The 26,713-nt window shown below is 63.3% G+C and carries 24 protein-coding genes and 1 riboswitch; of the genes, 7 read left to right on the top strand and 17 right to left on the bottom strand.

What is annotated here, in order from left to right; genetic code table 11:
- Positions 1 to 2 precede the first annotated feature (2 nt).
- The 14 genes from AC1DSF_RS03940 to ribD form a co-directional block, all read right to left on the bottom strand.
- Positions 3 to 1,424: a multicopper oxidase family protein gene (locus AC1DSF_RS03940; RefSeq protein WP_478182349.1), complete on the bottom strand. Its 1,422-nt coding sequence runs from the start codon at positions 1,422 to 1,424 to the stop codon at positions 3 to 5.
- Positions 1,425 to 1,435: 11 nt separating this feature from the next.
- Complete coding sequence (locus AC1DSF_RS03935; RefSeq protein WP_478123572.1) at positions 1,436 to 2,803, bottom strand: TolC family protein; 1,368 nt, start codon at positions 2,801 to 2,803, stop codon at positions 1,436 to 1,438.
- Between the two features lie 105 nt (positions 2,804 to 2,908).
- A complete protein-coding gene (locus tag AC1DSF_RS03930; protein WP_478123979.1) occupies positions 2,909 to 3,214 on the bottom strand; it encodes a hypothetical protein in 306 nt (101 codons plus the stop codon).
- A gap of 147 nt (positions 3,215 to 3,361) precedes the next feature.
- Positions 3,362 to 4,342 carry a CDF family Co(II)/Ni(II) efflux transporter DmeF gene (gene dmeF / locus AC1DSF_RS03925; protein ID WP_478123571.1) on the bottom strand — a complete coding sequence of 327 codons (981 nt, stop codon included), beginning with the start codon at positions 4,340 to 4,342 and terminating at the stop codon, positions 3,362 to 3,364.
- 16 nt (positions 4,343 to 4,358) lie between these two features.
- Complete coding sequence (gene tolA / locus AC1DSF_RS03920; protein WP_478123570.1) at positions 4,359 to 5,327, bottom strand: cell envelope integrity protein TolA; 969 nt, start codon at positions 5,325 to 5,327, stop codon at positions 4,359 to 4,361.
- Between the two features lie 3 nt (positions 5,328 to 5,330).
- Positions 5,331 to 5,768, bottom strand: a complete 438-nt coding sequence (locus AC1DSF_RS03915; RefSeq protein WP_478123569.1) for an ExbD/TolR family protein — start codon at positions 5,766 to 5,768, stop codon at positions 5,331 to 5,333.
- A 16-nt stretch (positions 5,769 to 5,784) separates the two neighbouring features.
- A complete protein-coding gene (tolQ, locus tag AC1DSF_RS03910) occupies positions 5,785 to 6,498 on the bottom strand; it encodes a protein TolQ (protein ID WP_478123568.1) in 714 nt (237 codons plus the stop codon).
- Positions 6,495 to 6,959: a tol-pal system-associated acyl-CoA thioesterase gene (gene ybgC, locus AC1DSF_RS03905; RefSeq protein ID WP_478123567.1), complete on the bottom strand. Its 465-nt coding sequence runs from the start codon at positions 6,957 to 6,959 to the stop codon at positions 6,495 to 6,497. The genes tolQ and ybgC overlap by 4 nt, the downstream gene beginning before the upstream one ends.
- Positions 6,956 to 8,155, bottom strand: coding sequence for a pyridoxal phosphate-dependent aminotransferase (locus AC1DSF_RS03900; protein ID WP_478123566.1), 1,200 nt, complete (start codon positions 8,153 to 8,155; stop codon positions 6,956 to 6,958). Before AC1DSF_RS03900 ends, ybgC begins: the two co-directional genes overlap by 4 nt.
- The gene (gene nusB, locus AC1DSF_RS03895; protein WP_478123565.1) at positions 8,152 to 8,685 is read right to left on the bottom strand and encodes a transcription antitermination factor NusB; all 534 of its coding nucleotides are present in this window, start codon (positions 8,683 to 8,685) and stop codon (positions 8,152 to 8,154) included. The genes AC1DSF_RS03900 and nusB overlap by 4 nt, the downstream gene beginning before the upstream one ends.
- Entirely contained in the window at positions 8,682 to 9,146 is a 465-nt protein-coding gene (gene ribH / locus AC1DSF_RS03890) for a 6,7-dimethyl-8-ribityllumazine synthase (protein ID WP_478123564.1), read from the bottom strand. Before ribH ends, nusB begins: the two co-directional genes overlap by 4 nt.
- 28 nt (positions 9,147 to 9,174) lie before the next feature.
- Complete coding sequence (gene ribBA / locus AC1DSF_RS03885) at positions 9,175 to 10,338, bottom strand: bifunctional 3,4-dihydroxy-2-butanone-4-phosphate synthase/GTP cyclohydrolase II (RefSeq protein ID WP_478123563.1); 1,164 nt, start codon at positions 10,336 to 10,338, stop codon at positions 9,175 to 9,177.
- The gene (locus AC1DSF_RS03880; protein ID WP_478123562.1) at positions 10,335 to 10,988 is read right to left on the bottom strand and encodes a riboflavin synthase; all 654 of its coding nucleotides are present in this window, start codon (positions 10,986 to 10,988) and stop codon (positions 10,335 to 10,337) included. The genes ribBA and AC1DSF_RS03880 overlap by 4 nt, the downstream gene beginning before the upstream one ends.
- Before the next feature lie 44 nt (positions 10,989 to 11,032).
- A complete protein-coding gene (gene ribD / locus AC1DSF_RS03875) occupies positions 11,033 to 12,175 on the bottom strand; it encodes a bifunctional diaminohydroxyphosphoribosylaminopyrimidine deaminase/5-amino-6-(5-phosphoribosylamino)uracil reductase RibD (RefSeq protein ID WP_478123978.1) in 1,143 nt (380 codons plus the stop codon).
- Positions 12,176 to 12,318: 143 nt separating this feature from the next.
- Between ribD and pilV the strand changes: the two genes are divergently transcribed.
- From pilV to AC1DSF_RS03845, 6 genes are all read left to right on the top strand, one after another.
- Entirely contained in the window at positions 12,319 to 12,918 is a 600-nt protein-coding gene (pilV, locus tag AC1DSF_RS03870) for a type IV pilus modification protein PilV (RefSeq protein ID WP_478123561.1), read from the top strand.
- Positions 12,919 to 13,872, top strand: coding sequence for a PilW family protein (locus tag AC1DSF_RS03865; RefSeq protein WP_478123560.1), 954 nt, complete (start codon positions 12,919 to 12,921; stop codon positions 13,870 to 13,872).
- Positions 13,869 to 14,483 (top strand): pilus assembly PilX family protein, encoded by a 615-nt coding sequence (locus AC1DSF_RS03860; RefSeq protein WP_478123559.1) that lies wholly within the window; start codon positions 13,869 to 13,871, stop codon positions 14,481 to 14,483. Before AC1DSF_RS03865 ends, AC1DSF_RS03860 begins: the two co-directional genes overlap by 4 nt.
- Before the next feature lie 68 nt (positions 14,484 to 14,551).
- The gene (locus tag AC1DSF_RS03855; protein ID WP_478123558.1) at positions 14,552 to 18,463 is read left to right on the top strand and encodes a pilus assembly protein; all 3,912 of its coding nucleotides are present in this window, start codon (positions 14,552 to 14,554) and stop codon (positions 18,461 to 18,463) included.
- Positions 18,460 to 18,894 carry a type IV pilin protein gene (locus tag AC1DSF_RS03850; protein WP_478123557.1) on the top strand — a complete coding sequence of 145 codons (435 nt, stop codon included), beginning with the start codon at positions 18,460 to 18,462 and terminating at the stop codon, positions 18,892 to 18,894. Before AC1DSF_RS03855 ends, AC1DSF_RS03850 begins: the two co-directional genes overlap by 4 nt.
- A complete protein-coding gene (locus AC1DSF_RS03845) occupies positions 18,891 to 19,427 on the top strand; it encodes a GspH/FimT family pseudopilin (protein WP_478123556.1) in 537 nt (178 codons plus the stop codon). Before AC1DSF_RS03850 ends, AC1DSF_RS03845 begins: the two co-directional genes overlap by 4 nt.
- 54 nt (positions 19,428 to 19,481) lie before the next feature.
- Here the strand turns inward: AC1DSF_RS03845 and nrdR are convergent, their stop codons facing one another.
- The 3 genes from nrdR to AC1DSF_RS03830 form a co-directional block, all read right to left on the bottom strand.
- Complete coding sequence (gene nrdR / locus AC1DSF_RS03840) at positions 19,482 to 19,925, bottom strand: transcriptional regulator NrdR (RefSeq protein ID WP_478123555.1); 444 nt, start codon at positions 19,923 to 19,925, stop codon at positions 19,482 to 19,484.
- Between the two features lie 33 nt (positions 19,926 to 19,958).
- The gene (glyA, locus tag AC1DSF_RS03835) at positions 19,959 to 21,203 is read right to left on the bottom strand and encodes a serine hydroxymethyltransferase (protein WP_478123554.1); all 1,245 of its coding nucleotides are present in this window, start codon (positions 21,201 to 21,203) and stop codon (positions 19,959 to 19,961) included.
- Positions 21,204 to 21,244: 41 nt separating this feature from the next.
- Positions 21,245 to 21,371, bottom strand: a riboswitch (ZMP/ZTP riboswitch).
- A gap of 37 nt (positions 21,372 to 21,408) precedes the next feature.
- Positions 21,409 to 22,257 carry a transglycosylase SLT domain-containing protein gene (locus tag AC1DSF_RS03830; RefSeq protein WP_478123553.1) on the bottom strand — a complete coding sequence of 283 codons (849 nt, stop codon included), beginning with the start codon at positions 22,255 to 22,257 and terminating at the stop codon, positions 21,409 to 21,411.
- A gap of 605 nt (positions 22,258 to 22,862) precedes the next feature.
- Here AC1DSF_RS03830 and AC1DSF_RS03825 point away from each other — a divergent pair.
- Positions 22,863 to 26,657 carry a DUF748 domain-containing protein gene (locus AC1DSF_RS03825; protein ID WP_478182348.1) on the top strand — a complete coding sequence of 1,265 codons (3,795 nt, stop codon included), beginning with the start codon at positions 22,863 to 22,865 and terminating at the stop codon, positions 26,655 to 26,657.
- Positions 26,658 to 26,713: the final 56 nt, after the last annotated feature.

Here is a 26,713-nt window from a genome sequence, read left to right as displayed (position 1 = left end):
GATCAGTGGCCTTCGTGGCCGCTGTGAGCTCCATGACCGCCGTGGTCCTGATTGCCTTGATGACCTTGGTGGGTGGTTGGCTCGCGTGCGTTGACCGCACGTGAGTCTGCCRTCGGGGCCCGACTGCGCACAGCCTCTGGGAGCTCGCCCGTGTATTCCCTGGCAAGCGTGCCGGCGGGATGCTTGAACCACCCTGGATCGCGATAGTCGCCCGGCTTCTGGTTGTCGCGGACCTTGACCACGCTGAACATGCCGCCCATGCCGATGGCACCGAATGGACCGGTGCCGGTCATCATCGGCAACGTGTTGTCCGGCAGCGGCATTTGCATCTGCGCCATGTCGTGCATTCCGCGGTCGCCCATGTGCATGTAGTCAGGGATGAGCCGCGTGATCTTCTCGGCGACGCCGCGGCCGTGGACACCGAGCATGGTGGGCACGTCGTGGCCCATGGCGTTCATCGTGTGATGCGACTTGTGGCAGTGGAAGGCCCAATCCCCGGCGGTTGCATTGAATTCGAAGGCTCTCATCTGCCCGACCGCTACGTCAGTCGTCACCTCGGGCCAGCGGGCAGACGGCGGCACCCAGCCGCCATCGGTGCCGGTGACCTCGAAATGGTGTCCGTGGAGGTGCATCGGATGGTTGGTCATCGTGAGATTCCCGACGCGGATGCGCACCCGGTCGCCCGTCCTGGCGACCAGCGGATCGATGCCCGGAAACACGCGGCTGTTCCAGGTCCAGAGGTTGAAATCGAGCATGGTGTTCACCCTCGGCGTCGCGGCGCCGGGATCGATGTCGTAGGCGGCGAGCAGGAAGACGAAATCGCGATCGACCTTGAACATGTCCGGCTCCTTGGGGTGCACGATGAACATGCCCATCATTCCCATCGCGATCTGCAGGGTTTCGTCGGCGTGAGGGTGGTACATGAAGGTGCCTGGCTTCTGCAGGACGAACTCATAGACGAAGGTCTTGCCGGGTGCGATCGCCGGTTGCGTCAGCCCGGTCACCCCGTCCATCCCCGACGGCAGCAGCATCCCGTGCCAATGGATGCTCGTCGGCTCCGGCAGCCGGTTGGTCAGGAAGATGCGAACACGATCGCCTTCGACGGCTTCGATGGTCGGGCCGACGCTCGTGCCGTTGTAGCCCCAGAGATTCGCGTTCATGCCCGGCGCCAGTTCACGCACCACGGGCTCGGCGACGAGGTGAAACTCCTTGACGCCGCCTTTCATTCGCCATGGCAGCGACCAGCCGTTGAGGGTGACAACGGGGTTGTAGGGGCGGCCTGTTTTCGGGACCAGCGGCGGCTGCGTGGCCGGCGACGGCTGGACGGGAGCTTCCGGCAGGGAGGCAGCACCGATGCGGCTCACGGCGCCCGTGCCCAGCGCCGTCGCGCCGGCGGTGCGGAGAAAGTTTCTGCGGTTGTTCATTGGGTGGTCTTTCAGTTCTGGCCCGGCGATCGGCCCGGCGATTGCCCCGTCAGTGCCGTCTGAAGGTTCGTTTCGGCAATCCAGTAATCACGCAGCGCATCGATGTACGCCGTGACGCTGGTGATCTGCTCTCGCGCATCGGCCAGAAGCTCGAAGACGCTGATGAGCATGCCGTTGTAGCGAAGCAGGTTCTCGTCGGAGATGCGCTTCTTCAGCGGCACCACCTCGTCGCGGTAATGCCTGGCGAGGTCGTAGGCCGTGCGATAGGCGGCGTACGTTTCCCGCACTTCCGATTGCGCATTGAGCGCCACTTCCGAGGCGCGCTGCATCGACTGCATGTAGATCGCTTCGGCGCGTGCGGTGCGCGTCGTTCCGAAATCGAAGAGCGGCAGTTCGAGTTCGATGTCATACCCGTTCTCTCGCGCTTCGCCCGTCTGGCTCTTGTTGGCATAGCCCAGTTGCAGGACGTTGACCCATCGCGTCGCCTGCGTCAGGCCGAGTGCCTTCGCGCTGGCTTCGGATCTTCGCTTGGCAAGCTGAACGTCAAGCCGCTTGTCCATCGCCGTCTGTTCTGCGTCCTTGGACTGCATCTGCTCTTTCGGCAGATCCGGCAGGCGCTCGGGAAGCTGCAAGGCGTTCGGACCGCCCGGCAGGCCGAGCAGCCGGACGAGACGCTCCCGATCGGCAGTCGCCTGATGTTGGGCACGCGCCAGCTGCGAAATCGCGTCCGCATGGAAGGACTGCTCGCGCATCTGCGACAACTTGTTGAAGTTGCCGGCCTCGGCCATGCGCCGTGCCAGTTCATTGGAAGCGTCCGCGGCTTCCTTGACGCGCTCGTAGTACCTGACGAGGTCCTGCGAGGCCACTGCGCCGAAGAACGTCTTGCGCGTGTCGGCGGCAAGCGCCACGGTGCTGGAAGCCGCTTGGTACTGGGCTTGTTCGAAGCGGCGTTGCTCCACCTCCTGGGCGAGAGGCATCGTCAGCAGGCCCAGGATGTTGAACAGGATGGAGCGGTCGATTTCGGTGACACCGCCGCCGCTCAGCCGCCCGAAGCTGAATGATGGATTGGCGAGGCGCCCGGCCCGCACGAGGTCGGATTCGGCGATGCCGAGATCGGCATAGCTGGCCTGCAATCCGGGGTTGTTGAGAAGCGCGAGTTCAACCGCGCGGTCCGCCGTAAGCGGCTCACCCAGGATTTCGCTGGTGCGCCTCTGGACGGAGTCGGCGTCCGAAGGCGTGCGCTGCCATTTGGCAATTTGCCCGGTGCGCTCCTTCGTCAGTTCGGCGACCTTGTCAAAGCCGCCGTCTTTCGAGAAGGAGGCGCAGCCAGCAAGAACGAGCAGCGTCGCGCCCGCAAATGTCTTGACGTAGATTTTCATTTTGGAAGCATCTGAATCGTTGGCGCGGGCGCGGGCCCGGCCAACCATGGCCCGCGCGATGGACGCGCGAGCGCCTTGTGGCCTCGCGTAGGAGGCCCTGTCAGGTCAGATGCTTCGTGGAGGGCGTTCCTGGCGCTCCGGGAGATAGCCCGGAGAGGGAACGCTAAGGGCCGGAAAGACGACCGGCGCAAGGTCCTGCGGCGCTGGCACGCTGGGCCAACTGCTCGCGAGCGGGGTCAGGGAGCACAGGTCGCAGCAGAGGTTGCATTGCTGGGACGTCTCTAAGGAATTGCCGTGCTGATCGTGAGCATGTTTCGCATGTTTCGCATGTTCGGCGTGATCGCCATGGGCGTCATGGTCGCCATGATCGGCTGCAGCGGCCGATGCGTGCGCCTGCACAGGCGCGTGCATCTGCGGTTCGGCCATCGCACCCCGCAGCGGTAGCGACACGGCGAGCAGAAGCAGCAGGAAGATGCGAAGGAATTTCACTGGAACGATGGGAGCGCAGGGCCGCAAATCTAAAGCTTGCCACTGTGGCAAGGTCAAGGACTCGCTGGCCTACGTCCGATCAGGACAACGGTTGATTTCGATAGTGGCATGCACGACCTCCTCATGCACCGACAGCCAGCTGCGAACCGCATCGGGAGTCAGCTCTTCATCGTGAGTGACCACGCTCACGGCGCAGGCGTAGGTCGCCTTGCCGACGCGCCAGACGTGGAGGTCGGTCACGCGAGTCTCGGTCGCGTGACCCTGTTCTTCGATGACTTCGCGGATTTCGTCGACCACCGGATGATCCATTTCGCGGTCGAGCAGTACCTTGCTCGTATCGGCGATCAGCCGCTTGGCCCAGAGCGCCACGACGATCGCACCCACGATGCCCATGACAGGGTCGAGCCAGGACCAGCCGTAGAGCCAGCCGCCCACGAGGGCGACGATGGCGAGCACCGATGTTGCGGCATCGGCAACCACGTGGACGTACGCCGACTTGAGATTGAGGTCGTGATGGTGTTCATGACCGTGCTCGTGCCCGTGCCCGTGCGCAGGTGCGTGAGCGTGATGGTCATGATGCTCACCGCCGTGATGATGGGCAGCCCCCAGAATGAATGCCGACACGATGTTCACCAGCAGCCCGAGCGCACCAATGACGATGGCCTCGCGGTAGTGGATCGCGGCAGGGGAAATGAGCCGCTCGACCGAGCCGGCGACCATCAGCGCGGCAACCACCAGAAGAAAGATCGCACTGGCGAATCCGCCCAGCACTTCGATCTTCCAGGTGCCGAAAGCGAAGCGTCGGTCCCTGGCGTGGCGCCGGGCGGCGGCGTAGGCGAAGGCGCTCAGCCCAATCGCGACCGCATGCGAACTCATGTGGAAGCCGTCGGCCAATAGCGCCATCGAGTTGTAGGCCCAGCCGGCAGTAATTTCGGCCACCATCATGATGGCCGTGATCCACATCACGAGCTTCGTGCCGCGTTCGCCGGCGGCGTTGCCTTGATCGAACTGGTGGTCGTGTTGCCACGGGCTCAGGTCGTGGGTGTGCATGGCAATCGTCCTTCCGTCAGCGCTTCGGCCTCAACGTGATGGTGAGCCGCGCTGGAACCGTGCCGTCGACGTCTCGGGGGAGTTTCTCGGTTTTTTGCAGGGCTCGCAACGCAGCCTCGTCCCAGTTCGGCAAACCGCTCGACTTGTTGAGCGTCGGTGTTCCGACGATGGTTCCGTCGGGCGCAAGTCGAACGTCGAACTCGGCTGCTGGATTGCCGCTGACCAGATCCGCATCAGGAAATACCACGTTCGGACGTACTGCCGCGTTGACCTTGCCGCCATAGCTTCCAGAGGGGCCCGAAGCCTTTGCCGCCGCACCTTCGCCACCGGTACCGGCCATCGCCTGCATGCGCTTGAGCGTCGCCGCGCGATCCGCAGCGGCTTGGGCCGCTTGCTTGGCTTCGGCTTCCTTCTTCTTCGCGGCTTCGGCCTGCTTGGCCTCGGCTTCTTGCTTGCGCTTCAGTTCGGCCTGCTTCTGTTGTTCTTCCTTCTTGCGCTCGGCTTCGTCTTCTGCGCGCTGCTTCGCTTCGGCCTCTTTCTTTTCCTGCGCTGCCTTCTTGGCGGCGTCGAGCTTCTTCTGCTGCTGTGCCTGCTGCTCCAGTTCGCGCTCCTTCTGCTCTTTTTGTTCCTTGAGTTTCTTCTCGCGTTCGAGGGCGATGTCAGGCGCGCGCGGCGTCGGCGTGGGCTCCGGCGGCTTCACCGCTTGCGGCGGCGGAGGCGGGGGCGGCGGCGGAGGAGGGGCGGGAGTCGGCGTCGGCACCGGTGGCGTAGGTGTTGGCGCGACAGCTCGCGGCGCAGCCTGCTGAACCGTCGATGACCACAGCTCGGCTTCCACCGCGTCGTTCTCGGCCTCCCGGCGCCAGTTGACGCCCCAGGTCAGGGCGGCGATGAGCAGCGCATGCGCGATCAGCGCCAGCACCACCGCGCGCAACGTGCCGCGCTGCGGCGGCGGCGCGAATTCGGGGCGATCTGAGGCGAGCGACATGCCTTACTTCGCGCCCGTGGTCTGCACCGACAGGCCGACGCGCTCGATACCGCTGCGCTTGAGCTGGTTCATCGCCTTGACGACGGTCTCGTACTTGACGGTCTTGTCGGCGCTGATGACCACCGGGCGTTCCGCGTCGCCGCCTTGCGCCGTCTTGGCCGCCGCGCCGATCTGTGTCATCGGGATCGAGCTGCCACCGCTGCCGGTGGACGGGTCTTTCTTGATCTGCACTTCGTCGTCGCTCTTGATGACGATCTCGATCGGCTTGTCGGGCTGCTTGTTGGCGCGATCGACCGTGGGCAGGTTGATCACGCTCGGCGTGATCAGTGGCGCGGTGACCATGAAGATGATCAGCAGCACCAGCATCACGTCGATGAACGGGACCATGTTGATCTCGTTGATCGTTCGGCGGCCGCGGCCGCGGGAGGACATGGCTGGCATGGCGAGGTGCTCCGCTTCAGCGGCCGGTGGCCGCGGTGACGGATGCCGGATGCACGTGCGCCGTCAGGTTGCGCTGAAGGATGTTCGAGAACTCTTCGATGAAGGTCTCGAGTGCGATGGCGATCTTGTCGATTTCGCGCGCAAAGCGGTTGTAGGCGACCACCGCCGGAATGGCCGCGAAGAGCCCGATGGCAGTCGCGACCAGCGCTTCGGCGATGCCGGGTGCGACCGTCGAAAGCGTGACCTGCGCAAGCGCGGCGAGCCCTGTGAAGGCATGCATGATCCCCCACACGGTGCCGAAGAGGCCGACGTAAGGCGAGACAGAGCCGACGGTTGCGAGAAAGGAGAGGTTCTGTTCGACAGCGTCGAGTTCTCGCTGGAAGCTCGCGCGCATCGCGCGGCGTGCGCCGTCGAGCAGCGTGCCCGTGTCCGACACGTGGCGCTCGCGCAGCTTTTGGTATTCGCGCATGCCGGACGCGAAGATGCGTTCCATCGGGCCGGCGAACTTGGCGTTCTGCGCGGCCGAGGAGAACAGTTCGTTCAGGCTCGTGCCGGACCAGAAGTCGCGCTCGAAATCTTCGTTGAGCGATCGGGTTCTCTTCAGCGCAAAGTACTTGCGGAAGATCGCGGCCCAGCTCGCGACGGAAACGACGATGAGCAGCAGCACGACGAGCTGCACGGGGATGCTGGCGTGCAGCAGCAGGGAGATGATCGAGAGGTCTTGATTCATGGCTTGAGAGGTTGAGACATGGAGCGCGCGTAGCGCTCGAGGGTTCCCGAAACTTGAGGGGGGATGCGCGCGGGCCGCAGTGTGTCGGCCAGGACCCAGCCGATGCGGATCGTGCCTTCGCACAGGAGCGTGGCGTGCGCCATCTCGCCCTCATCGGCGTCTTGCTCTGTTTTTGATAGCACGCGCTGGGCGATTATGAGTGACGCGGAGCCGATCTGGCGAAGCTCGGCTGTAACGAGCAGTTCATCATCGAGCCGTGCCGGGCGGTGGTATTTGAGCTGCGTTTCGCTCACGACGAAGATGCCGCCGGTTTCCTCGCGCAAACGCCCTTGGGCAACGCCGAGCGAGCGCAGCCATTCGGTGCGCGCGCGTTCCATGAACTTGAGGTAGTTGGCATAGAACACGATGCCGCCCGCATCGGTGTCTTCCCAATAGACGCGGATGGGCAGCGCAAAGCTCATGCGGGAATGGCGGCGCCCGCCCAGGCTCGCAGCCGCGCAATCGATTCTTCGAGGTGCGCCATCGAGCTGGCCGTCGAAAAACGGATGAAGCGCGACGTATCGGCAGCGCCGAAGTCGCGGCCCGGAGTGACGGCGACGTGGGCCTGCTTCATGGCTTCGAAGGCGAAGTCCCAACTGCCGGAGATGCCGAGCTTCTCGGCAAAATCGCTGCAGTCGGCCCAGGCGTAGAAGGCGCCGTCGGGCACCACGGGCACCTTGAGGCCGAGCGCGTCGAGTTGCGGAATGAACCAGTCGCGCCGCGCTTTGAACTCGGCACGGCGGCGTTCGTATTCGGTGATGCTCTCGGGCTCGAAGCAGGCAAGCGCGGCGTATTGCGACACCGTGCTCGCGCAGATGAAAAGGTTCTGCGCCAGGCGTTCGATGGCAGGCACCAGCGAGTCCGGCACCACCATCCAGCCAAGACGCCAGCCGGTCATGTTGAAGTACTTGCTGAAGCTGTTGATGCTGATGACCTGATCATCGATGGCGAGCGCGGTCTGCCCGAAGGCGTCGTCGTATGAAAGTCCCAGGTAGATCTCGTCGACGAGCGTGATGCCGCCGCGACGGCTGACGACCTCATGAATGCGGCGAAGTTCGTCGGGTGCGATCGATGTGCCCGTCGGATTCGAAGGCGATGCCAGCAGCACGCCGCGCGTGCGGTCGGTCCATGCTTCTTCGACCTTGGCGGCGCTGAGCTGAAAGCGCTCGGCGGCGGTGGTCGGCACCAGCACCGCGCGGCCGTCGGCGGCGGTGACGAAATGGCGGTTACAGGGATAGCTCGGATCAGGCAACAGCATCTCGTCGCCGGCTTCGATCAGGGCAAGGCAGGCCAACTGCAGCGCGGCCGAAGCGCCAGCCGTGATGACGATCCGGCGTGCCGGCACTTCGACGCCAAATCGTTGGGTGTACCAGTGGCTGATGCGCTCGCGCAGGTGGTCGAGGCCAGTGGCCTGCGTGTACTGCGTTGCCCCGGCGCGCACTGCGCGGGCGGCGTGTTCCTGCACCAGCGGAGGTGCCGTGAAATCCGGCTCGCCGATGTTGAGGAAGATCATCGGCCGGTCGGTGAGAGCCACTTCGCGAGCGAGCTTGGACGCCGCCTTGGCGACCTCCATCACATAGAAAGGTTCGATGCGCTCCGCGCGCTTCGAAATCCTCATGGCTTTGCCTTTCCGCTCGCGCGATCGGCCTCGACTTCAAGCGCGCGCAATTGCGGTGCAACGCCGTTGAGCACGGCATTCACATACTTGTGGCCGTCGGTACCGCCAAACTCCTTGGCGAGCTCAATGCATTCGTTCAGGACCACGCGCCAGGGCACGTCGGGGCAGTTCTGAAACTCATACACGCCGATCCACATCACGGCATGCTCGACCGGCGAAATCTCCTCGAGCTTGCGGTCGAGCAGCGGCACGATCAGTGCGTCGAGCTGTTGCGCAGTCTCGATCGATCCATGCAGAAGCGCGTCGTAGTGCGCAGCGTCCGCCTTGTGAAAGCCGGCCAGATCACGCGTGAATTCGTCGATCGCCGCCGGTTCGTTGTGGCCTACCAGATGCTGATAAAGCGCTTGCAATGCGAACTCGCGAGCGCGGCTGCGCGTGGATTTGGCCGAAGCCTTTCGCGCGCCGGTGCTGGTGAGGCCCGTGCGGGTTTGGCGTGGCTTGCCGCCCGGGCTTTTGGTGTCTTCGGTCATGAGAGGGTGGCGAGCAGTCGCGCCATTTCGACGGCGACGCGCGCAGCGTCGCGGCCTTTGTCGGTCTGGCGCGCGATCGCCTGTTCGAGGTTTTCGGTCGTGAGGATCGCGTTGGCGATCGGAAGGCGATAGTCGAGCGCCAGGCGGCTCACGCTGGCGCCTGATTCGTTCGCGACCAGCTCGAAGTGATAGGTCTCGCCACGAATGATGCAGCCCAGCGCAACGAGCGCGTGATAGCGGTTGCGCTCGGCCATGGCCTGCAGCGCGACTGGGACTTCGAGCGCACCGGGCACGCTCACGTGGTCGATGTCGGACTTGGCGACGCCCAGCGCGGCGAGTTCGCCCAGACAGGCTTTGGCAAGCGCATTGGTGATGTCTTCATTGAAGCGCGCCTGAACGATGCCGATGCGCAGCCCCTTGCCGTCCACTTCGAGGTCGGCGCCCTTGTTCGCGTGCTGCATCAGGCGGTCCGCCTTGTGTGTGGGTGGTTCATTGTTCGTCGTCCTTGGAGAGGTAGCCGGCGATTTCGAGCCCATAGCCCGCCGCCATGCTGGGCATGCGACGCGGCGTGCCCAGAAGATTCATCTTGTGCACGCCGCATTCACGCAGGATTTGCGCGCCGATGCCGTAGCTGCGCAGGTCCATGCGACCGCGCTCGGGCGCCTGCGCCGGGCGCGCGGTGCCGTCGAACTGCGACAGCAACTCGGCGCCGGTTTCTCCGCAGTTCAGCAGCACGGCAACGCCTTTGCCTTCTGCCGCCAGGTGCGCGAGGCTGGCATCGAGGCTCCAGGAGTGCAGGGCGCGATTGCGTTCGAGCGCGTCGAGCACCGAAAGCGGCTCGTGTACGCGCACGTCCACGGTGTCGCTGGCGTTCCATTTGCCGCGGACCAGCGCCAGGTGCACGCCGTTGCTCGGCTTGTCCTTGAACGCGTGAGCGGTGAAGGGGCCCCAGGCGGTCTCGATTTCGCGGCATCCCACTTTTTCGACCAGCGATTCCGTGCGGCTGCGGTGTTCGATCAGGGCAGCGATGGTGCCGATCTTGATGCCGTGCTCGGCCGCGAAGAGCTGCAGGTCGGGCAGGCGGGCCATCGTGCCGTCTTCGTTCATCACCTCGCAAATCACCGCGGCTGGTGAGCACCCCGCCATGCTGGCGAGATCGCAGCCCGCTTCGGTATGGCCGGCTCGCATGAGCACGCCGCCGTCGACGGCCTGCAGCGGAAAGATGTGCCCCGGCTGGACGAGGTCGGCAGCGACGGCATTCGGCGCGACCGCGGCCTGCACGGTTCGAGCACGGTCCGCCGCCGAGATGCCGGTCGTCACGCCTTCGGCCGCTTCGATCGACACGGTGAACGCGGTGGAATGCTTGGCGCCATTGCGAGCCACCATGGGCGGCAGCTGGAGCCGCTCGCACATTTCGCGCGAGAGCGTGAGGCAGATCAGCCCCCGGGCATGGCGCGCCATGAAGTTGATGGCCTCGGGCGTCACGTGGTCGGCCGCCAGGACGATGTCGCCTTCGTTCTCCCGGTCTTCCTCGTCGACGAGGATCACCATGCGGCCAGCGCGCAGCTCGGCGACGATGTCCTCGACCGGCGAGATGGATGCCGGGGCGCGGACGCCCCGCGGGGCTCCGATGGGCGTGACGGAGGCGTTCATGGCGCGTTGTCTTTCTTTGGGAGGGGAAGGGCGCCCGCCTGGAGCATGCGCTCCACGTAGCGCGCGACAGTATCGATTTCGAGGTTGACGCGGCTGCCCTTCCTAAGGCTGCCGAGGGCAGTGTTTTCGACCGTATGGGGGATCAGGTTGATGCTGACTTCGCTTCCGTCCGGGCCGTCGCTCACGCTGTTGACCGTGAGGCTGACGCCGTTCACGGTGATCGAGCCCTTGTAGGCGAGGAAGCGGGCGAGGGCCGGCGGAGCCAGTACGCGAAGCTCCCAGCTTTCGCCGACCGGCGCGAAATGGCTGACCGTGCCGATGCCATCGACGTGGCCGGACACGATATGGCCCCCCAGCCGGTCATTGGCGCGCAGAGCCTTCTCGAGATTGACCCGCGCGGCTTCTTCCGACAGCCCGGCCGTCTTGTCGAGCGATTCGGCCGAGATGTCGATGGTGAAGAGTTGCTGCGGAGGATCGAGCGTGGTGACGGTCATGCAGGCGCCGTTGAGCGCGATGCTGTCACCGAGGCCCACGTCGTCGAGATAGCCGTCAGGCACCGCGATGCTGAGCCGCTTGCCGTGGGATGAAGAACTGCCGAGGTCGTGGACTGCGGCGATGCGCCCCACGCCGGTGATGATTCCGGTGAACATCGCGGCATTTTCGCAGAGATGTGGGGCGCGGCGGCGGGCACGCCTTAGAAAGCGTCCCGGCCTGCGATTCGGGCCAGGATCCGGATGTCGGCTCCGAAGCGATCGACGGAGCGGAAATCCAGCGCGAGGGCCCCCGACAGCGCGGTCAGTGGTCCTTCGGCAAAGGGGTGGCTTGCCATTTCCAGGCCGTCGCCAAGAAATTTGGGCGCCAGGTACAGCAGCATTTCATCGACCAGTCCTTCGCGGATCAACGAGCCGTTGAGCTTGTGACCGGCTTCCACATGCAGTTCATTGATTTCGCGAACGGCGAGATCGCGCAGCATGGCGGAAAGATCCACCTTGCCATCGGCGTTGGGCAGGACCGTGATCGTGGCACCCCGCGCCTCCAGGGCTCGGGCTTTGGGCTCGTCCCTGCTCGCGGCGTAGATCCAGATCTTGCGGCCCGGGACGCCGAAGATCTTCGCCTCGGGCGGCGTTTGCAGGCGGCTGTCCACCACCACCAGATGCGGTTGTCGGGATGTTTCGACCAGGCGCACGTCCAGGCGCGGGTCGTCGTCGATCAGCGTGCCGACACCGGTCAGCACGGCGCTCGCTCGCGCCCGCCATGCATGGCCGTCAGCGCGGGCGGGTTCCGAAGTGATCCATTGGCTCACGCCATTGGTGAGCGCCGTCTTGCCGTCGAGCGAGGCCGCAACCTTGAGGCGCACCCACGGCGTCTTGCGCACCATGCGGCTGAAAAAACCGATGTTGAGTTCGCGCGATTCCGCGGCGCCAGGCCCGACCACGACTTCCACGCCGGCGGCGCGAAGACGCTCGAAGCCCTTGCCACCGACGAGAGGGTTCGGGTCCGAGACGGAAGCAACCACACGGCGAATGCCCGCCGAGACCAAGGCGTCACAGCAAGGGGCGGTGCGGCCGTGATGCGAGCAAGGCTCCAGCGTGACGTAAGCCGTCGCGCCCGCGACCGAATGACCTCTTGCAGCAGCGTTCTGCAAGGCCATCACCTCGGCATGCGGGCCTCCCGTGCGCTGCGTATGGCCGATCCCGATGACCTCGCCTGCGGCGTCCGTCAGGACGCAACCCACGCGCGGATTGGGATCGGTGAGATAGCGCGCTTCGAACGCGAGTTGTTGCGCAGCGGCGATCTGCTGTTCATCGGCATTGAGTGGGGGCACGGAAGCAACCATGTAGTCGAACGGAGTACCGCGGAGCGAGAGTCTGAGGGACATCGCGGGACGCACCGGCCGAATCATACGAGCGGTAGAAAAACCGGGATGAACGGCGAAGGCTCGTCATTAGACTGCGCGGCCAAAGAGGGAGAGGAAAAATCATGGCGTTAAGCAAACGTCCGGCCGGAGGCTTTTCGCTGATCGAGGTGCTCGTCTCGATCGTCGTTCTCAGCCTTGGATTGCTGGGCATGGTGGGGATGTTGTTGACATCCGTGAGGAGCACCAGCGAATCGGCGTCGTTCACCGAAGCGGTCAACCTCGTGCGTGAGCTTTCGGAGAAGACGCGCGTCAACAAGAATGTCGCGGCGCGAAATGCCCGGGCCAATCCTTATCTGGTCGACCTCAAGAGCACGGATGTGCTTCCGGGGCAGGGCGGCACCTGCGTCGGCATGGATGCCGCATGCGACGAGGCGAGCCTGGCGGCATGGGACATGGAGCAGTGGGTCGAACGTGCCAGACTTGCTCTCCCGCGGGCCCACGTGGTCGTGTGCTTCGATGACGCCGTGGTGAGCGAAGAAGGGGAAGATTTCCGATACGTGTGGAACTGCAGCGACCAGGGCCGCAACCTCGTCGTCAAGCTGGGCTGGGTGCCCCGAATCGGCAGCGAAGACGAAATGGCCCAGCGAGAGCCTCGCATCGTCATGCAGCTGATTCCGGGGCATAACTACGGCGATACCGAGAGCGACGGCGGGAGTTCCTGAATGGAGTCTCGATTGCGGCAACGCGGCGTGACGTTGATCGAGCTGATGATCGCCATGGCGGTCGGCTTGGTCATCGTGCTCGCTGCCTCGACGGCTTTTCTCGCAGGAAAGAGGCTGTTCAACACCAGCGCCGACGCCCAGGCGGTCCACGAATCGCTTCGCTTTGCGCGTCATGTGGTGCAGGGGCAGCTTCGTCAGGCGGGCTACTCGGACTATGCGCCTGACCACCTGACGGAGGGTGTTGTCGTCGGCGGCGGCGACGCAGCGCCGCTCGATGGTGCCGATGGTCTTTTCGACCTTCCTGTCGTGGGTGCCAGCAACACGGCAGTCGGCAAGAACGGCAACAGCTTCGGAGAGGACGACACCGACCTGAGCGCGGGCAACGACTCGCTTGTCGTTCGCTTCTTCGGCCGCAGCAGCGCCAACGATGCCGGCAAGGACGACGGGACCATCATCGACTGCCTGGGTGTGGCTCACGCTGGACCTGCCGAGGCTTCTCCCACCGGTGGCCGTGTGTCCAGCTTCTTCTTCGTGGCTCGCGCGGACGATGGAGAGCCCGAGCTCTACTGCAAGGCGCCATCCAGCACGGGGTCCTTGTATTCGCAGCCCTTGGCGCGCGGTGTCGAAAAATTCAAGGTCGTCTACGGGCATGACGGCGACGGCGACGGCGTGCCTGATGCGTGGCTCGAGGCCAGGGAGATTTCGGCCAAAGCTGCGGGCGGGGGGAGCGTCAATGGCGAGTGGCGCAAGGTCGTGGCAGTTCGCGTGGGCGTGGTGGCTCGGAGCAATCGCCGGAACGGTGACCTGAGACGAGTCAGCGACGAAGACTATCGGCTCTACCCCCTAGGCAAGGGTTTTGAAAAGATCTACTTCGATCCGCCGGACGACGGCCGCTTTCGTGCCGTTGCGACATTCACGGTCAAGCTGCGAAACGCAGCGAGGAATCCCGCATGAGTCGCGAATCGGGCTTCTCGCTGATCGTCGTGCTGCTCCTGTTGATCGTCGTCACCGTGTTGGGATTGGGTGCGGCGCAGCTTTCGGTCGTCGATGAAGTTGCGGCAAGGAATGATCGAGACAGGGAGATCGCCTTCCAGGCCGCGGAGGCGGCATTGATCGATGCCGAACTCGATGTTCTGGGACCGAACAAGCACACCTCTTCGCGTCTTTGCCTGTTCAACAGCAAGGATGTGGCGGCGTTCGTCCCGGGGTGCGGCAGCGCCGGAAATAACCAAGGCCTTTGCGCTCCCGCGCAAAGCGGCGCAACGCCGGCGTGGATGCGCGCCGATCTCTCGCCTGAAAGCCGCACATCGGTTGAATACGGCGCCTTCACTGGACAGAAATACGTGACCGGCACAGGCGCGACACCCGCTGCTCCGCCACGCTACGTCATAGAGGCCATGCGCAACAACGGGGGGTGGGAGTCCGATCGCCTTCAAAGCGCGAGTGCCGGCAAGACGACTTATCTATTTCGGGTCACGGCCATCGGGTTTGGTGTCAGGAAAGAAACGCAGGTGGTTCTACAGACGAGTTTGCACAAGCCAATCGTCAGTAGCGGTTGCCCATAAGAAGATCAGCAAGGGAGTTGAAATTGTTCGGGATTAGAGAAAATGATTTGAGAAGGGCCGCCTTCGCTATGGCCCTTTATGTCGCCGGCATGTCCACATGGGCCGCTAGTGTTCAGGCTCCGCCAGACGCTGTCCTTCCGGATCTGCCGCTTTACGCCGCGTCATTGCCGGTCAAGCCCAACATGGTGTTGGACCTCTCCGTCACATCCTCGACAACAGGAGCTGCGTATCGAACCCCTTTCGACATCAAGGCGGCCTATGTCGGCTATTGGGACCCGATGGGGTGCTACGACTATTCGACGGCGGACGGGTATTTCAAGCGGACCGCGACGGCGAGCATCTCGAATGGGGCCATCGCCTGTTCGGATCAATGGAGCGGCAACCTGTTGAACTGGGCCGCCTCGTCCGCCGTGGACATGTTGCGATACGCGTTGACAGGCGGCGATCGTGTGAAAGACACACCGAGCGCCACCGTGCTCCAACGCGCGGTGCTTCCGTCCGACTTCTATAACTCGAGCCATTTTTCCCAACGGTCTGTGGAGGGCCATCTCGACAAGTTGACGCCATTGGTCGCGAAGGGGGGCGTCGAGAAAGACGGCACTTTGCACTTTTCCAATTGCAGCAATCTTTTGTTCGTGGGGCCGACGTCGTCCGGAACATGCAGCAACCCCGGAACGGATCAGAGTTTTGGACCTGATGGATCTGGGCCGTATTTGGCGCGCGTCGAGGTTTGCTCGACGTCGGAAGGCCCCGTTCGCAGCGGCCTTTGCGTGAGATATCCAAATGGCGAATTCAAGCCAGCGGGCACGATCCAGGCGTTTGCAGAAAAGATGCGCTTCGCGGCTTTCGGCTATTTGATGGAGCAGGGCAATGCCCGTTACGGCGGTGCCCTGCGTGCGCCCATGAAATTCGTGGGCCCGACGACGGAGAGCGACAAGTTCGAGAAGCTCGCCAACGCCGAAGCCGAATGGGATGCCGATAGCGGGGTGTTCCTGGCAAACCCCCTGTCGAGCAGCGAAGGGACCAGCGGCGTCGTTAACTACATCAATCAATACGGACGCACCGGTTCTGCAATCGCCAACTACAAGGATCTCGATCCGGCCGGCGAGATGTATTACGAGTCTCTCCGGTATTTGCAGGGGCTGGAACCGACGACCGCTGCCACCAGAAACATCACTGCAGCCATGGGAGACGGATTTCCTGTTTACAACGGGACGAGCCGCTGGGGCGCAGGTGCAAAGAGCGGTTGGGACCCTGTAGTCTCAAGCTGCCAGCGCAATCATGTTGTCGTGATCGGAAGTCCTTACACGGACCATGACGGCTCTCTTCCAGGGCTGATGACGGATGGACTGGACGGATGGGCCGGGCTTCGCCAGGTAGAGGCCGCGGATCCTGACACTGCTTTCTGGTCGAGGATCGTCGGGGCATTCGAGAACAATGAGGCTCTTTCATACCCTGGTCCTTCGGGAAGCAATGCCACTTTGATGACGCGCGGCAATGATGCGGGGCCGCGCGCTATTGCCTATACCGACCATCTTGCGAACAGGCAAACAATCACCTCTGCAAACATCGACACCTTGGATGTCGGGGCCGACCAAGGATCATTGGGATGGGCAGGATTGGCTTATTGGGCCAACACGCAATCCATTCGGGGCGATTACCCGGGCGTGCGCGTCAAGACCTACGCCGTCGACATGGACGAATCGGGCTCGGGCACCATGGGTGAGAAGCAACGCGGCAGTTCGTTCTACTTGGCCGCAAAGTACGGCGGCTTCGACGACAAGAACAACGATGGCAATCCATTCGTGACTTCCATCGGAGCGGGCGCCGATGAATCCTTTTCGAATGCCGAATGGCAATCCGGTGTCGACAACGACGCAAAGCCCAAGCCGGCCAAATATTTCCTCGCCGACGAGCCTCGGAAGATGGTCGCGGCCGTTCGCAGGATTTTTGCGAGTGCAAGTGCCGGCGCGTCGAGCGTGAGCAGCGGGAGCCCTGCAGGGGGTGCATTGTCGAATTCGCGCATTGCGTCCACCGGGGGGACGCTTTACGTTCCTCAAGCGGACAGCACGCGATGGTCTGGCTCGGTGCTCGCCTATAAGTTGCGCCATGAAAACGGTGCAGCAGGCCAGGACGCCACGCCGATCTGGAATGCTGGCGATCGACTGACCGGCAACCTTCAGGCGAATCCGCCGATCCAGGCTCGCGACCCTGATACACGGCGCATCTTCACCATGCTCAGTTCCGGCGCCGGCGCTGAATTCACCTGGAATGCGCTGAAAGAAGACGCCACGTTGAAGGGCCGCCTGGACACGGAACCCTATTCCGCGACAGGTACAAAAGACAATCTCGGCGAGGCCCGCGTCGACTATCTCCGCGGCGATCGTTCGAAGGAAGCCGAAGGCGGCAATGGCCAGTTCAGAACACGTGATTCGGTCATGGGCGACATCGCGAATGCTGCGCCACTGTGGGTCGAAAACGCCGCTGCGCAGGCTGTGTACGTCGGCTCGAACGACGGCATGCTCCACGCTTTCGCAGCCGATAGCGGCGACGAATTGTTTGCCTACGTGCCACGTGCGTTGCACGCAAGGCTCGGCGCCTACACGTCACCTGACTATGGGCACCAGTCCTATGTCGACGGCAATTCCGTCTCAGGTGAAATCCAATCGGCAAACGGATCGGCGAAGACGGTGCTCGTCTCAGGTATGGGCGGCGGCGCACGCGGCGTCTTCGCACTGGACATCTCCGACCCGGCGCGCTTTTCTGAAGATCGGGTGATGTGGGAATTCACGGGGGCGGATGACTCGGACATGGGACACGTCACTCAGGCGCCGCGCATCATGAAGTTTCGGACAGAGGCGGCCGCGGCTGGCCAGGCCGGCGTCTATCGATGGTTTGCCGTGGTGCCCTCGGGCTTCAACAACGGCAATCCGAACAAGGCAGCGGCTCTGTTCCTGCTGGCCTTGGACAAGCAAGCCAACACGCCATGGGTGATCGAGAAGGATTATTTCAAGATCGTGCTGCCTGATCCGGTCGATGCGACTGTCGTCAATGCGTTGGGTCCGGTGGGCGACTACACAAGCGCAGACAACACGACCCTTCTGCTCTTTGCCGGCGACACCCAAGGCAATTTGTGGAAGTTCGATTTCACCAAGAGTGCGCCGTGGAACGAGTCGGCCAAGTCTGGCGCGCTGGCACTGAGCGGTGCACCGCTCATGGTCGCGAAAGACGATGCGGGCAAACGGCAGCCCATCACAATTGCGCCGGAGGTGGGTGCAGGGCCGAACGGTGGTGCGATCGTGCTCTTCGGCACCGGCAAATTCGTCGAAATCGATGACCTGACCAGCCGCAACACGCAGACGCTCTACAGCGTATACGACACCGGCATGGCCATCTCCGACAGCGAGACTCGCACGCACTTGCAGCAGCGACAGGTGAAGGCCGATATCGAGCACGCGGGTCAGTTCACCATCTCCGGCGATGCCTTCGTCTACGGCAACTACAACGCCAAGACGCCGCACCGTCGAGGCTGGTACTTCGATCTGCCGGACGCGGAGAGCCAAGGAGAGCGCCAAGTTTCCCAAATGGTGCTGAGCGATGGCTATTTGGTGTTCAACACGTTGATTCCGGACTCGAACGTTTGCGGCCTGGAAGGCAACGGGGGCGGCGGGCACAGCTGCGCGGTGAATGCGATGACCGGACTGTCATCGGGCAGCACCTGCATTCCGTCCACCGTTGGTGTGCTCGGGGCGCCGCTGTTGATCCAGGAAGGCGAGGGCGCTTTCAGCTCGACCGATACCTTTGGCCGGCGCATCGAGCGCAAGAAGGTTTCTGTCATCAACCTCGGTTCGGGAGAGGGCTCCCGTCCGGGGAGTGCAATCGTCAGCCCTATCGCAGGCGATGCAGGCGGCGTGATCTCGCAAATTGCCGGCCGTCTCAACTGGCGCGAAGTGCTCAACTTCAAGGACATCCGCAAATGAAGCACTCGGCTACCGAACGGCCGTGCTTGTCTGGCGGCTTTACGCTGATCGAAATGCTGATCGTGGTGGCGCTGGTTGCCATCCTTGGCGCTATCGCCTATCCGTCGTACATGGATTCCGTCCGAAAGGGTTGGCGCGCTGAAGCTCGTACCGCACTCATGCAGGAAATGCAGCAGCAGGAGCGCGTCTACACGCAGCGCGCAAGGTACAACAAGGCGCTTTACAAGACAGGCTCGGGCGACAGCGAAGGCGACAGCAAGTACGAGATCGCTCTCGGCGCATGCGACGGACGCGATGATCCTGGCCATTGCATCCGGCTGACTGCCACTTTGAGGGCCGGCTTCTCCGATCCTGCCGTAGGCAACATCTGGCTCGAAAGCACCGGAGTCAAGGGATGCGACGGCGACGACCAAAGCAGGTGCTGGCAATGAACGCACGCGTCTTTCGCCCTGCATATCGCTGCGGTGCCCGCGGGTTCACATTGATAGAGATGATGATCGTTGTTGCGCTCGTCGCAATCCTGAGCGCAGTCGCCGTTCCCAGCTTCAGGGATCTGCTGCTCAATCAACGTCTCGCCTCGACCGCGAGCGATTTCATTGCTGCATTGAGTCTTGCGCGATCGGAGGCCATGAAGCGTTCGCAAAAGACAACGCTGACCGCAACGAGTCGCGACTGGAACAATGGATGGGAGGTGACCACTGCGGTGGATGACGAGTCGGCAGTGCTGCGCACATTCGAAGCGCTCAGGACTGGAATCGAAGTCGATACCAGCACCGGCAACGGCTTCGACAAATCGATTGCCTTCGATGCCAATGGCTTTTCGCGGGCGAGCGCCGGGTGCGTGACATTCAGGGCATCGACGGGACGACGCAGTGCCGTCGTTCTGTCCGTATCGGGCCGGGCACGGATTTGTGACCCCGACAAAAAAGGTGACTGCGGCGGGGGCAGTTGCGGCAAGGGATAACCTGCTCCGCGGCCCTGCGCCCCCTTGGGACTGCAGGGTTGAGGTTGATTCTCGCTAGATGTCTCTCAGCAACTGCCTGAACTCGTCCACATCCTCGAAGCTGCGGTAGACCGAAGCAAAACGGACGTAGGCGACCTTGTCCAGTCGCTTGAGCTCGCGCATCACGAGCTCGCCCACTTTCGTCGATTCGATCTCGCGCAAGCCGCTGGAAAGCAGCTTCTGCTCGATGCGCAGCAACGCCGTGTCGATCTGCTCGATGCTGACCGGGCGCTTGCGCAACGCCAGCATCATCGAGGCGCGGACCTTCGCGGCCACGAAGTCGGCGCGGCTGCCGTCCTTCTTGACCACGACCGGAAAGTTCACGTCCGGCCGCTCGTAGGTGGTGAAGCGCTTGTCGCAAGCGCTGCACTGCCGGCGGCGGCGGACGAAGTCGCCGTCCTCCGAAACGCGCGTCTCGACGACCTGCGTTTCGAGGTGGCCGCAGAAAGGGCATTTCATGCGGCGGCTCCGCCGGGCACGGCAGTCATGGGATCAGCGATAGACCGGGAAGCGGCTGGTCAGCGCGTTCACCTTGGCGCGCACCGCCTCGATGTTGGCCGCATCGCGCGGGTTTTCGAGCACGTCGGCGATCAGGTTGGCGGTCATTCGCGCTTCTTCGTCCTTGAAGCCGCGGGTCGTCATCGCCGGCGTGCCGATGCGCACGCCGCTGGTGACCATCGGCTTTTCCGGGTCATGCGGGATGGCGTTCTTGTTGATCGTCATATGGGCGGCACCCAGCACGGCTTCGGCTTCCTTGCCCGTAATGCCCTTGGCGCGCAAGTCGACGAGCATGACGTGGCTTTCGGTGCGGCCGCTCACGATGCGCAGGCCTCGCCCGGTGAGCGTCTCGGCGACGATCTGAGCGTTCTTGACCACCTGCTGCTGGTACGCCTTGAATTCGGGGGAGAGCGCCTCCTTGAAGGCGACCGCCTTGGCGGCAATCACATGCATCAGCGGGCCACCCTGCAGTCCCGGGAAGATCGCGCTGTTGATGGCCTTTTCGTGCTGCGACTTCATCAGGATGATGCCGCCGCGCGGGCCGCGCAGGCTCTTGTGCGTAGTGGAAGTGACGACGTCCGCGTGAGGCACGGGGTTGGGATACACGCCCGCGGCGACCAGTCCGGCGTAGTGGGCGATGTCGACCATGAAGATCGCGCCGACATCCTTGGCCACTTTGGCGAAGCGCTCGAAGTCGATGCGCAGCGAATAGGCCGACGCGCCCGCGATGATGAGCTTGGGCATTGCGTCATGCGCCTTGCGTTCCATCGCGTCGTAGTCGATTTCTTCCTTGTCATTCAGGCCATAGCTCACGACGTTGAACCACTTGCCGCTCATGTTGAGCGGCATGCCGTGCGTCAGGTGCCCCCCTTCTGCCAGGCTCATGCCCATGATGGTGTCGCCGGGCTTCAGGAAGGCCAGCATGACGGCTTCGTTGGCGGAGGCGCCGCAATGCGCCTGGACGTTGGCCGCGTCGGCGCCGAAGAGTTGCTTCGCGCGATCGATGGCCAACTGCTCGGCCACGTCCACGTGCTCGCAACCGCCGTAATAGCGCTTGCCCGGATAGCCTTCGGCGTACTTGTTGGTGAGTTGCGAGCCCTGGGCAGCCATGACAGCCGGCGACGCGTAGTTTTCGCTCGCGATGAGCTCGATGTGGTGTTCCTGGCGGGCGTTTTCGGCCTGGATGGCAGCCCAGATTTCAGGATCGGTCTGTTCGACCAGATGATTGCGGTTGTACATGGCAGTCCTTCAAGACGATGGTCCTTGTTCTTCAACCAAACAAGGGCTGCCCAGGCGAACGGCGGAACGCCTGCTCGAGACTGCAGGCGGCACGCTTCCCAGTGGTAGTCCACGTCAGCGCAAAGCACCTGAAAAGGGTTGCGCCTATCGCCAGTCGCGTGCTGGCCGAGTGTAGCTGACGACGGTCGCCGTCGTCTCGAAAAGCCTACGAATCCCCAAGCAAGGCGACGCGCTCGGGATCAGTCGCCGGCTGCTTGGCGGGCGCTGGGCCCACGACGGGAACAGGATTCGGGCGCGCTGCCGGCGACGGAGCCATGATCGAGGGTGCGCGCCCCGCGACGACCTGGCGCAGACGCTCGTGCTCGGCCAGGACCTTGGAGGCGTAGCCGCCATCGTCGGTGAGATTCGCTGCCCCGACGTAGAAGCGCAGGCCGCCCTCGAGAGAGCCGGCGCGGGCGATGCATTCCTGCAGCACCTTGACGCCGACGCGCATGTTGGTGACGGGATCGAAGGCAGTCAACGTGCCGCCGGCGCTTTCGTATTTTTCGCCGTGGACGCGGGTCATGACCTGCATCAGGCCCTGAGCGCCGACATGGCTCTGGGCGAAAGGATTGAAGCTGGATTCGACGGCCATGATCGCCAGAATGAGCGTCGGATCGAGCTTCGTGCGCTTGCCGAGTTCGAAAGCTTCGCCGACCAGGACGGTCAGGGGCTCGACGGCCACGCGGTATTTCTTGCTCAGCCAGTACGCGACGGCGGCTTGCTGCTTGGGCAATTCCTGAGGGCTGGCGGCCGTGGTCCGCTCAATGGCTGTGGGTTCGAGATCGGTCGTTGCCGCGACTTCGGGGGCCGGCTTGCGTGACTGGAGCCAGCCCATGAGTTGTTCTTCACCCGATTGGCGAAGATCGGGCCGAGCGACCATGGCAATGGCGGCAAAGACGATCGCGAGCCCGACAAGGGCAAACCCGTTGTGGGTGATTTCGAAAAAGCCGTCGACAACGTCGGACGCGAAGGTACGTAGCCCTCGGGCGGTGGCATCAAGCACCTGCTTCATCGCTTTTTTTCCTTTCTGGCGGCGCCTGTTCGCAATGCCCTTGGGCTAAGCAGAACGCAGCAGCGCTTGGATTGGTACGAATCAGGTCCGCGCATGGTGGAGGAGCGCGGTCGCCTGATCAAAGCCGGGGAAAGTCGGCAGCGGAGTTGTGAGAGTCCTGGGCCGTCCGGCGCCAGGGCTGCGGCATTCTAGGAGCGGCTAAATACCCGGTCAAGAATAAGGAATGCAATCGATATTCGAAAACTTGGCCGTTCATGTAAACGTTAGTTCGCGCATCGGGCGCCAATTTTCGATTGAAAACCTCACTTGAAAATTTTCCGCGAGGCGCCTACGCTCAAGAGGCCTCGAATTGAGGCGTATCACCAAGGTCCAGCAGCCGAAGGAGGAATCCCGCGGTTCAGCGACTGAGGCCAAATGGTGGCAATCCCTTGCTGCCAGCCTGGCCGGAACATTGAACTTCCGGTCGCGCGAAACGATGGCATGGGCGTTGCGCCCGCCATCAAGCCCGGTGTCTCGGCTCAGCGTCGAGATACCGGGCTTTCTTCTTTGGCAACTCAATGTCAACACCGTTTCGCCTTCAATTGTTTCGGGCACACTCCCGGTCGATGAATGCAGCTTGGCTGAAACAAAACAAATGGGTGCGGCGTGGGATCGTCGCTTTGCTGGTCCTTCCGGGCGTCTGGGCTATCGCGTGGCTGGCGGTTCCGCCGATTGCCAAGAGCCAGATCCAGAAGATCGCGAGCGAGAAATTGGGCCGACAGGTCACGGTCGGCAAGATCGATTTCAAACCCTGGACGCTCGAACTCGCCGTCAACGACTTGAAGATCGCCACGGCCGATGGCGCGCGCTCGCAGCTGGCCATCAAGCGCATCTATATGGATGGGGAGTTGCAGTCCATTCTCCGGTTTGCACCGGTGATCGATGCAGTGACCATCGACTCGCCGGCGATCCTCCTGACTCATCTTGAGGACGGCAAGTACGACATCGACGACATCCTGCAAAAACTGGCCCCCGCGCCGGACGCTCCCAAGGGCGCTCCTCCGCGCTTTGCCATCTACAACATCGGAATCTCGGGCGGGTCTTTCGATTTCGACGACCAGAAGGTCAAGCGCAAGCACGAACTGCGCAACTTCGTGCTCAACGTGCCCTTCCTGAGCAATCTGGCCTCTCAGCGCGAAGTCAAGACCGAGCCCAAGCTCGCTTTCGTGCTCAACGGCAGCAAGTTCGATTCGTCCGCATCGTCCACGCCTTTCGCCGAAAGCCACAAGACTGATGCGCAACTGAGCTTCCAGGGGCTCGACCTCGTTCCTTATCTGGCGTACATGCCGGGCGGTCTTCCCGTGTCGGTGCAAGCCGGCAAGCTCGATGCCGACCTGAAGGTGGATTTCGAGCAGGCGGCCACGGCGGGGCTCAAGATCACAGGCACCATCGCCGCGAACGGCATCAAAGTCGCGGACACCAAAGGCAAGGATCTTCTGGGTTTCGACTCGCTGAAGATCGCCCTGGCTGACGTCAGGCCGCTGGACCGGGTCGTTCACCTCAGTGAAGTTGCTCTGGCAGGGCCGCAACTTGCGGTGGCGCGAGACCCGGGCGGCCAGATCAACCTCCTGGCGATCAACCCCAGCACCGGCGCAAAGGAAAAAGTCGTCGCGGTGCCGGCCCCGCCACAAGACGGAGAGGGCGCTGCCAAGGTCGCCGAGCCGCCCGAATGGCGCGTTCAGGTCGACAAGGTCGCACTGACACAGGGCGCTATCGGCTGGCGTGACGAGACCACGCAACCTGCAGCGGCCATCGACGTCAAGGATCTGGCGGTCGAAGTCAATGCGGTGACCTGGCCCATGGAAAAACCCGCGACGTTCAACGGCTCGACTTCCGTCGGCGGCGCGGCCGTCAAATTCAATGGTGAAGCGACCGACAAGGTGGCGCACGTCCAGACTCAGGTCGACGCGCTCCCGTTGTCGCTGGCCGCTCCTTATCTGGCGCAAAGCCTTGAACCGACGCTGGACGGAAAGCTGACCGGGCATGTCGAGATTGCGTGGACGCAACCCGAGCTCAAGCTCAAGGCGAGCAGCGTCGTTGCCGAAGGGCTGGCGCTCACGCAACAAAAGACCGCGCTGGCGAGCCTGGGACGTTTCGAGATCAAGGATGCCGAAGTCGACATGACCGCGCACACGCTCGCGATCGGTTCGTTGACGGCTGGCAGCCCCAAGATTCGTGTCGAACGGGACAACGAGAAGCGATGGATGTTCGAGCGCTGGCTGAAGGCTCCTGCCGGCGGCACTGTGGACGCGAAGGTGGCCGCGCCCAAGAATCCCCAGGCGTCCGAGGCCTCCGAGGGATCCACGCCAGCGGCGAACACCAGGCCATGGGCTCTTTCCATTGGCACGGTGGCAGTGGAAGATGGCGCAGTGTCCTATGCGGACAACGCGAGCGCGACGCCCGTCGCCTTCGAGATCAGCGCCTTGAAGGTGAACGCGCAAAAGATCGCGCCCAATACGCCGACTGTCTCGCCGCTCAAGCTGTCTGGCCGAATCGGGTCGGGCCGAGCAGAGCCGGGGCGCTTCGAATATGACGGCAATCTGGCGCTGAAGCCGTTGGCAGCCGAGGGCCGGCTCCTGGTCGCTTCTCTTCCAGCTCACGCTTTCAAGGCGTACTACGCCGACGCGCTGAACATCGACATCCGCCGCGCATTCGCGAGCTATCGAGGCACCGTCAAATATTCCGACACCGGTAAGGGCATGAATGTCCGGTTGGCCGGGGACACCGCTGTCGATGATTTCCGCGCCAACAGCGCCGCCCTCACGCAAACCGCAGGCTCGTCCAGCAGCAACCAGCTGCTGAGTTGGAAGACCTTGGGTTTGCGCGGCGTGCAGGTCAACATGGTTCCCGGTTCGCCGCTGACGCTCGACGTGCGAGAGACCACGCTGAGCGATTTTTTCGCGCGCGTCATCATCGATCCGACCGGGCGCCTCAATCTGCTGGACTTGACCAAGAAGCCGGGGCAGCCGACGCCGACTGCAGCCGAGAGCGCTCCGTCAACGGAAATCAAGACGCAGCGCAGTTGGCGGGGGACGAATACGACGACTGCCGCGAAGAAGGAGAAGGCACCGCTTTCGGGCGCGGAACTGGTGGTCGGCGGCGCGCCTTCGGCCCCTTCGGCTTCACCCGCGGCGGGTGCGCAGCCCGCGGAACCGGCCGATCCAATGGCCCCGATCATCAATTTCGGGCCGATGGCGCTGGTCAACGGCAAGATCGACTTCTCCGACCTGTTCATCAAGCCCAACTATTCGGCTGATCTGACGGAGCTCACGGGCAAGCTGAGCGCTTTCTCGTCCAAGCCCCAGGGCGACAGGCCCGCACTGGCGGACCTCGAGCTTCGAGGAAAAGCCCAGCAGACGGCATCGCTGGAGATCAACGGCAAGCTGAATCCGCTCGCCAAGCCGCTCGAACTCGACATCACAGCCAAGATGCGCGAGCTCGACTTGCCGCCTCTGTCGCCGTATTCAATCCGGTTCGCGGGACACGGCATCGAGCGCGGCAAGCTCAGCATGGACGTGACGTACAAGATCGCTCCGGACGGCAGCTTGACGGCGTCGAATCGGCTGATCCTCAATCAACTCCAGTTCGGCGAGCAAGTGGAGGGCGCCCCGGCCAGCCTGCCGGTTCGCCTGGCAGTGGCGCTTCTGGCCGATCGCAACGGCGTGATCGACGTCGATCTGCCGCTGAAGGGATCGATCAACGACCCGGAATTCAGCATAGGACCGCTGATCCTCAAGGCTATCGTCAACCTGATTGCTAAGGCCGCGACGGCGCCCTTCGCCTTGCTGACCGGCGGAGGCGGGGGCGGCGAATCGAGCTCCATCGTATTTGCATTGGGCAATTCCGACCTGTCTGCCGAAGCCAAGGAAAGCCTGGACAAGGTCGCAAAAGCCATCGTCGACCGGCCGGCCCTGCAGATGACGGTCGTGGGCACGGCCAGCCTGGAGCGCGAGCGCGAGGCCTACCAGCGCCAGCGAGTTCGCGCTCTTGCGCAGACTGAGAAGCGGAGAGCCGCCGTCCGGGCGGGCAAGAATGCGGCCGACGTCGAGCCGCTCACGGAGGCCGAGTACCCGGCGCTGCTGGCCGCTGCCTACAAACGTTCGGAGATCACCAAGCCCCGGAACATGGTGGGATTGGCCAAGGATCTGCCAACCGAGGAAATGGAGAAGCTGCTTGCCGCCAACGTCGCCGTCGATGAAGAGTCGATGCGGCAACTGGCCGTGGATCGCGGCGCGGCCGTGCGCGATTACCTGCTGGCCCAAAAGGTGCCGAGTGAGCGTCTTTTCCTCGGCGCGGTGCGGACCAAGGCCGAGGGCGACAATTGGAAACCGGTCGCCGAGCTGAAACTCGCAACCCGCTGAGCCGGGCGGCAGCAAGTCGGTGAAAATGGAGCGGTGCGCCGGCAATTGCCGGCGCC

The organism is Variovorax sp. 01N429 (genome assembly GCF_056399425.1).
The sequence above is the reverse complement of the archived record's forward strand: the minus strand, read 5'-3'. Positions and strand labels throughout refer to the sequence as shown.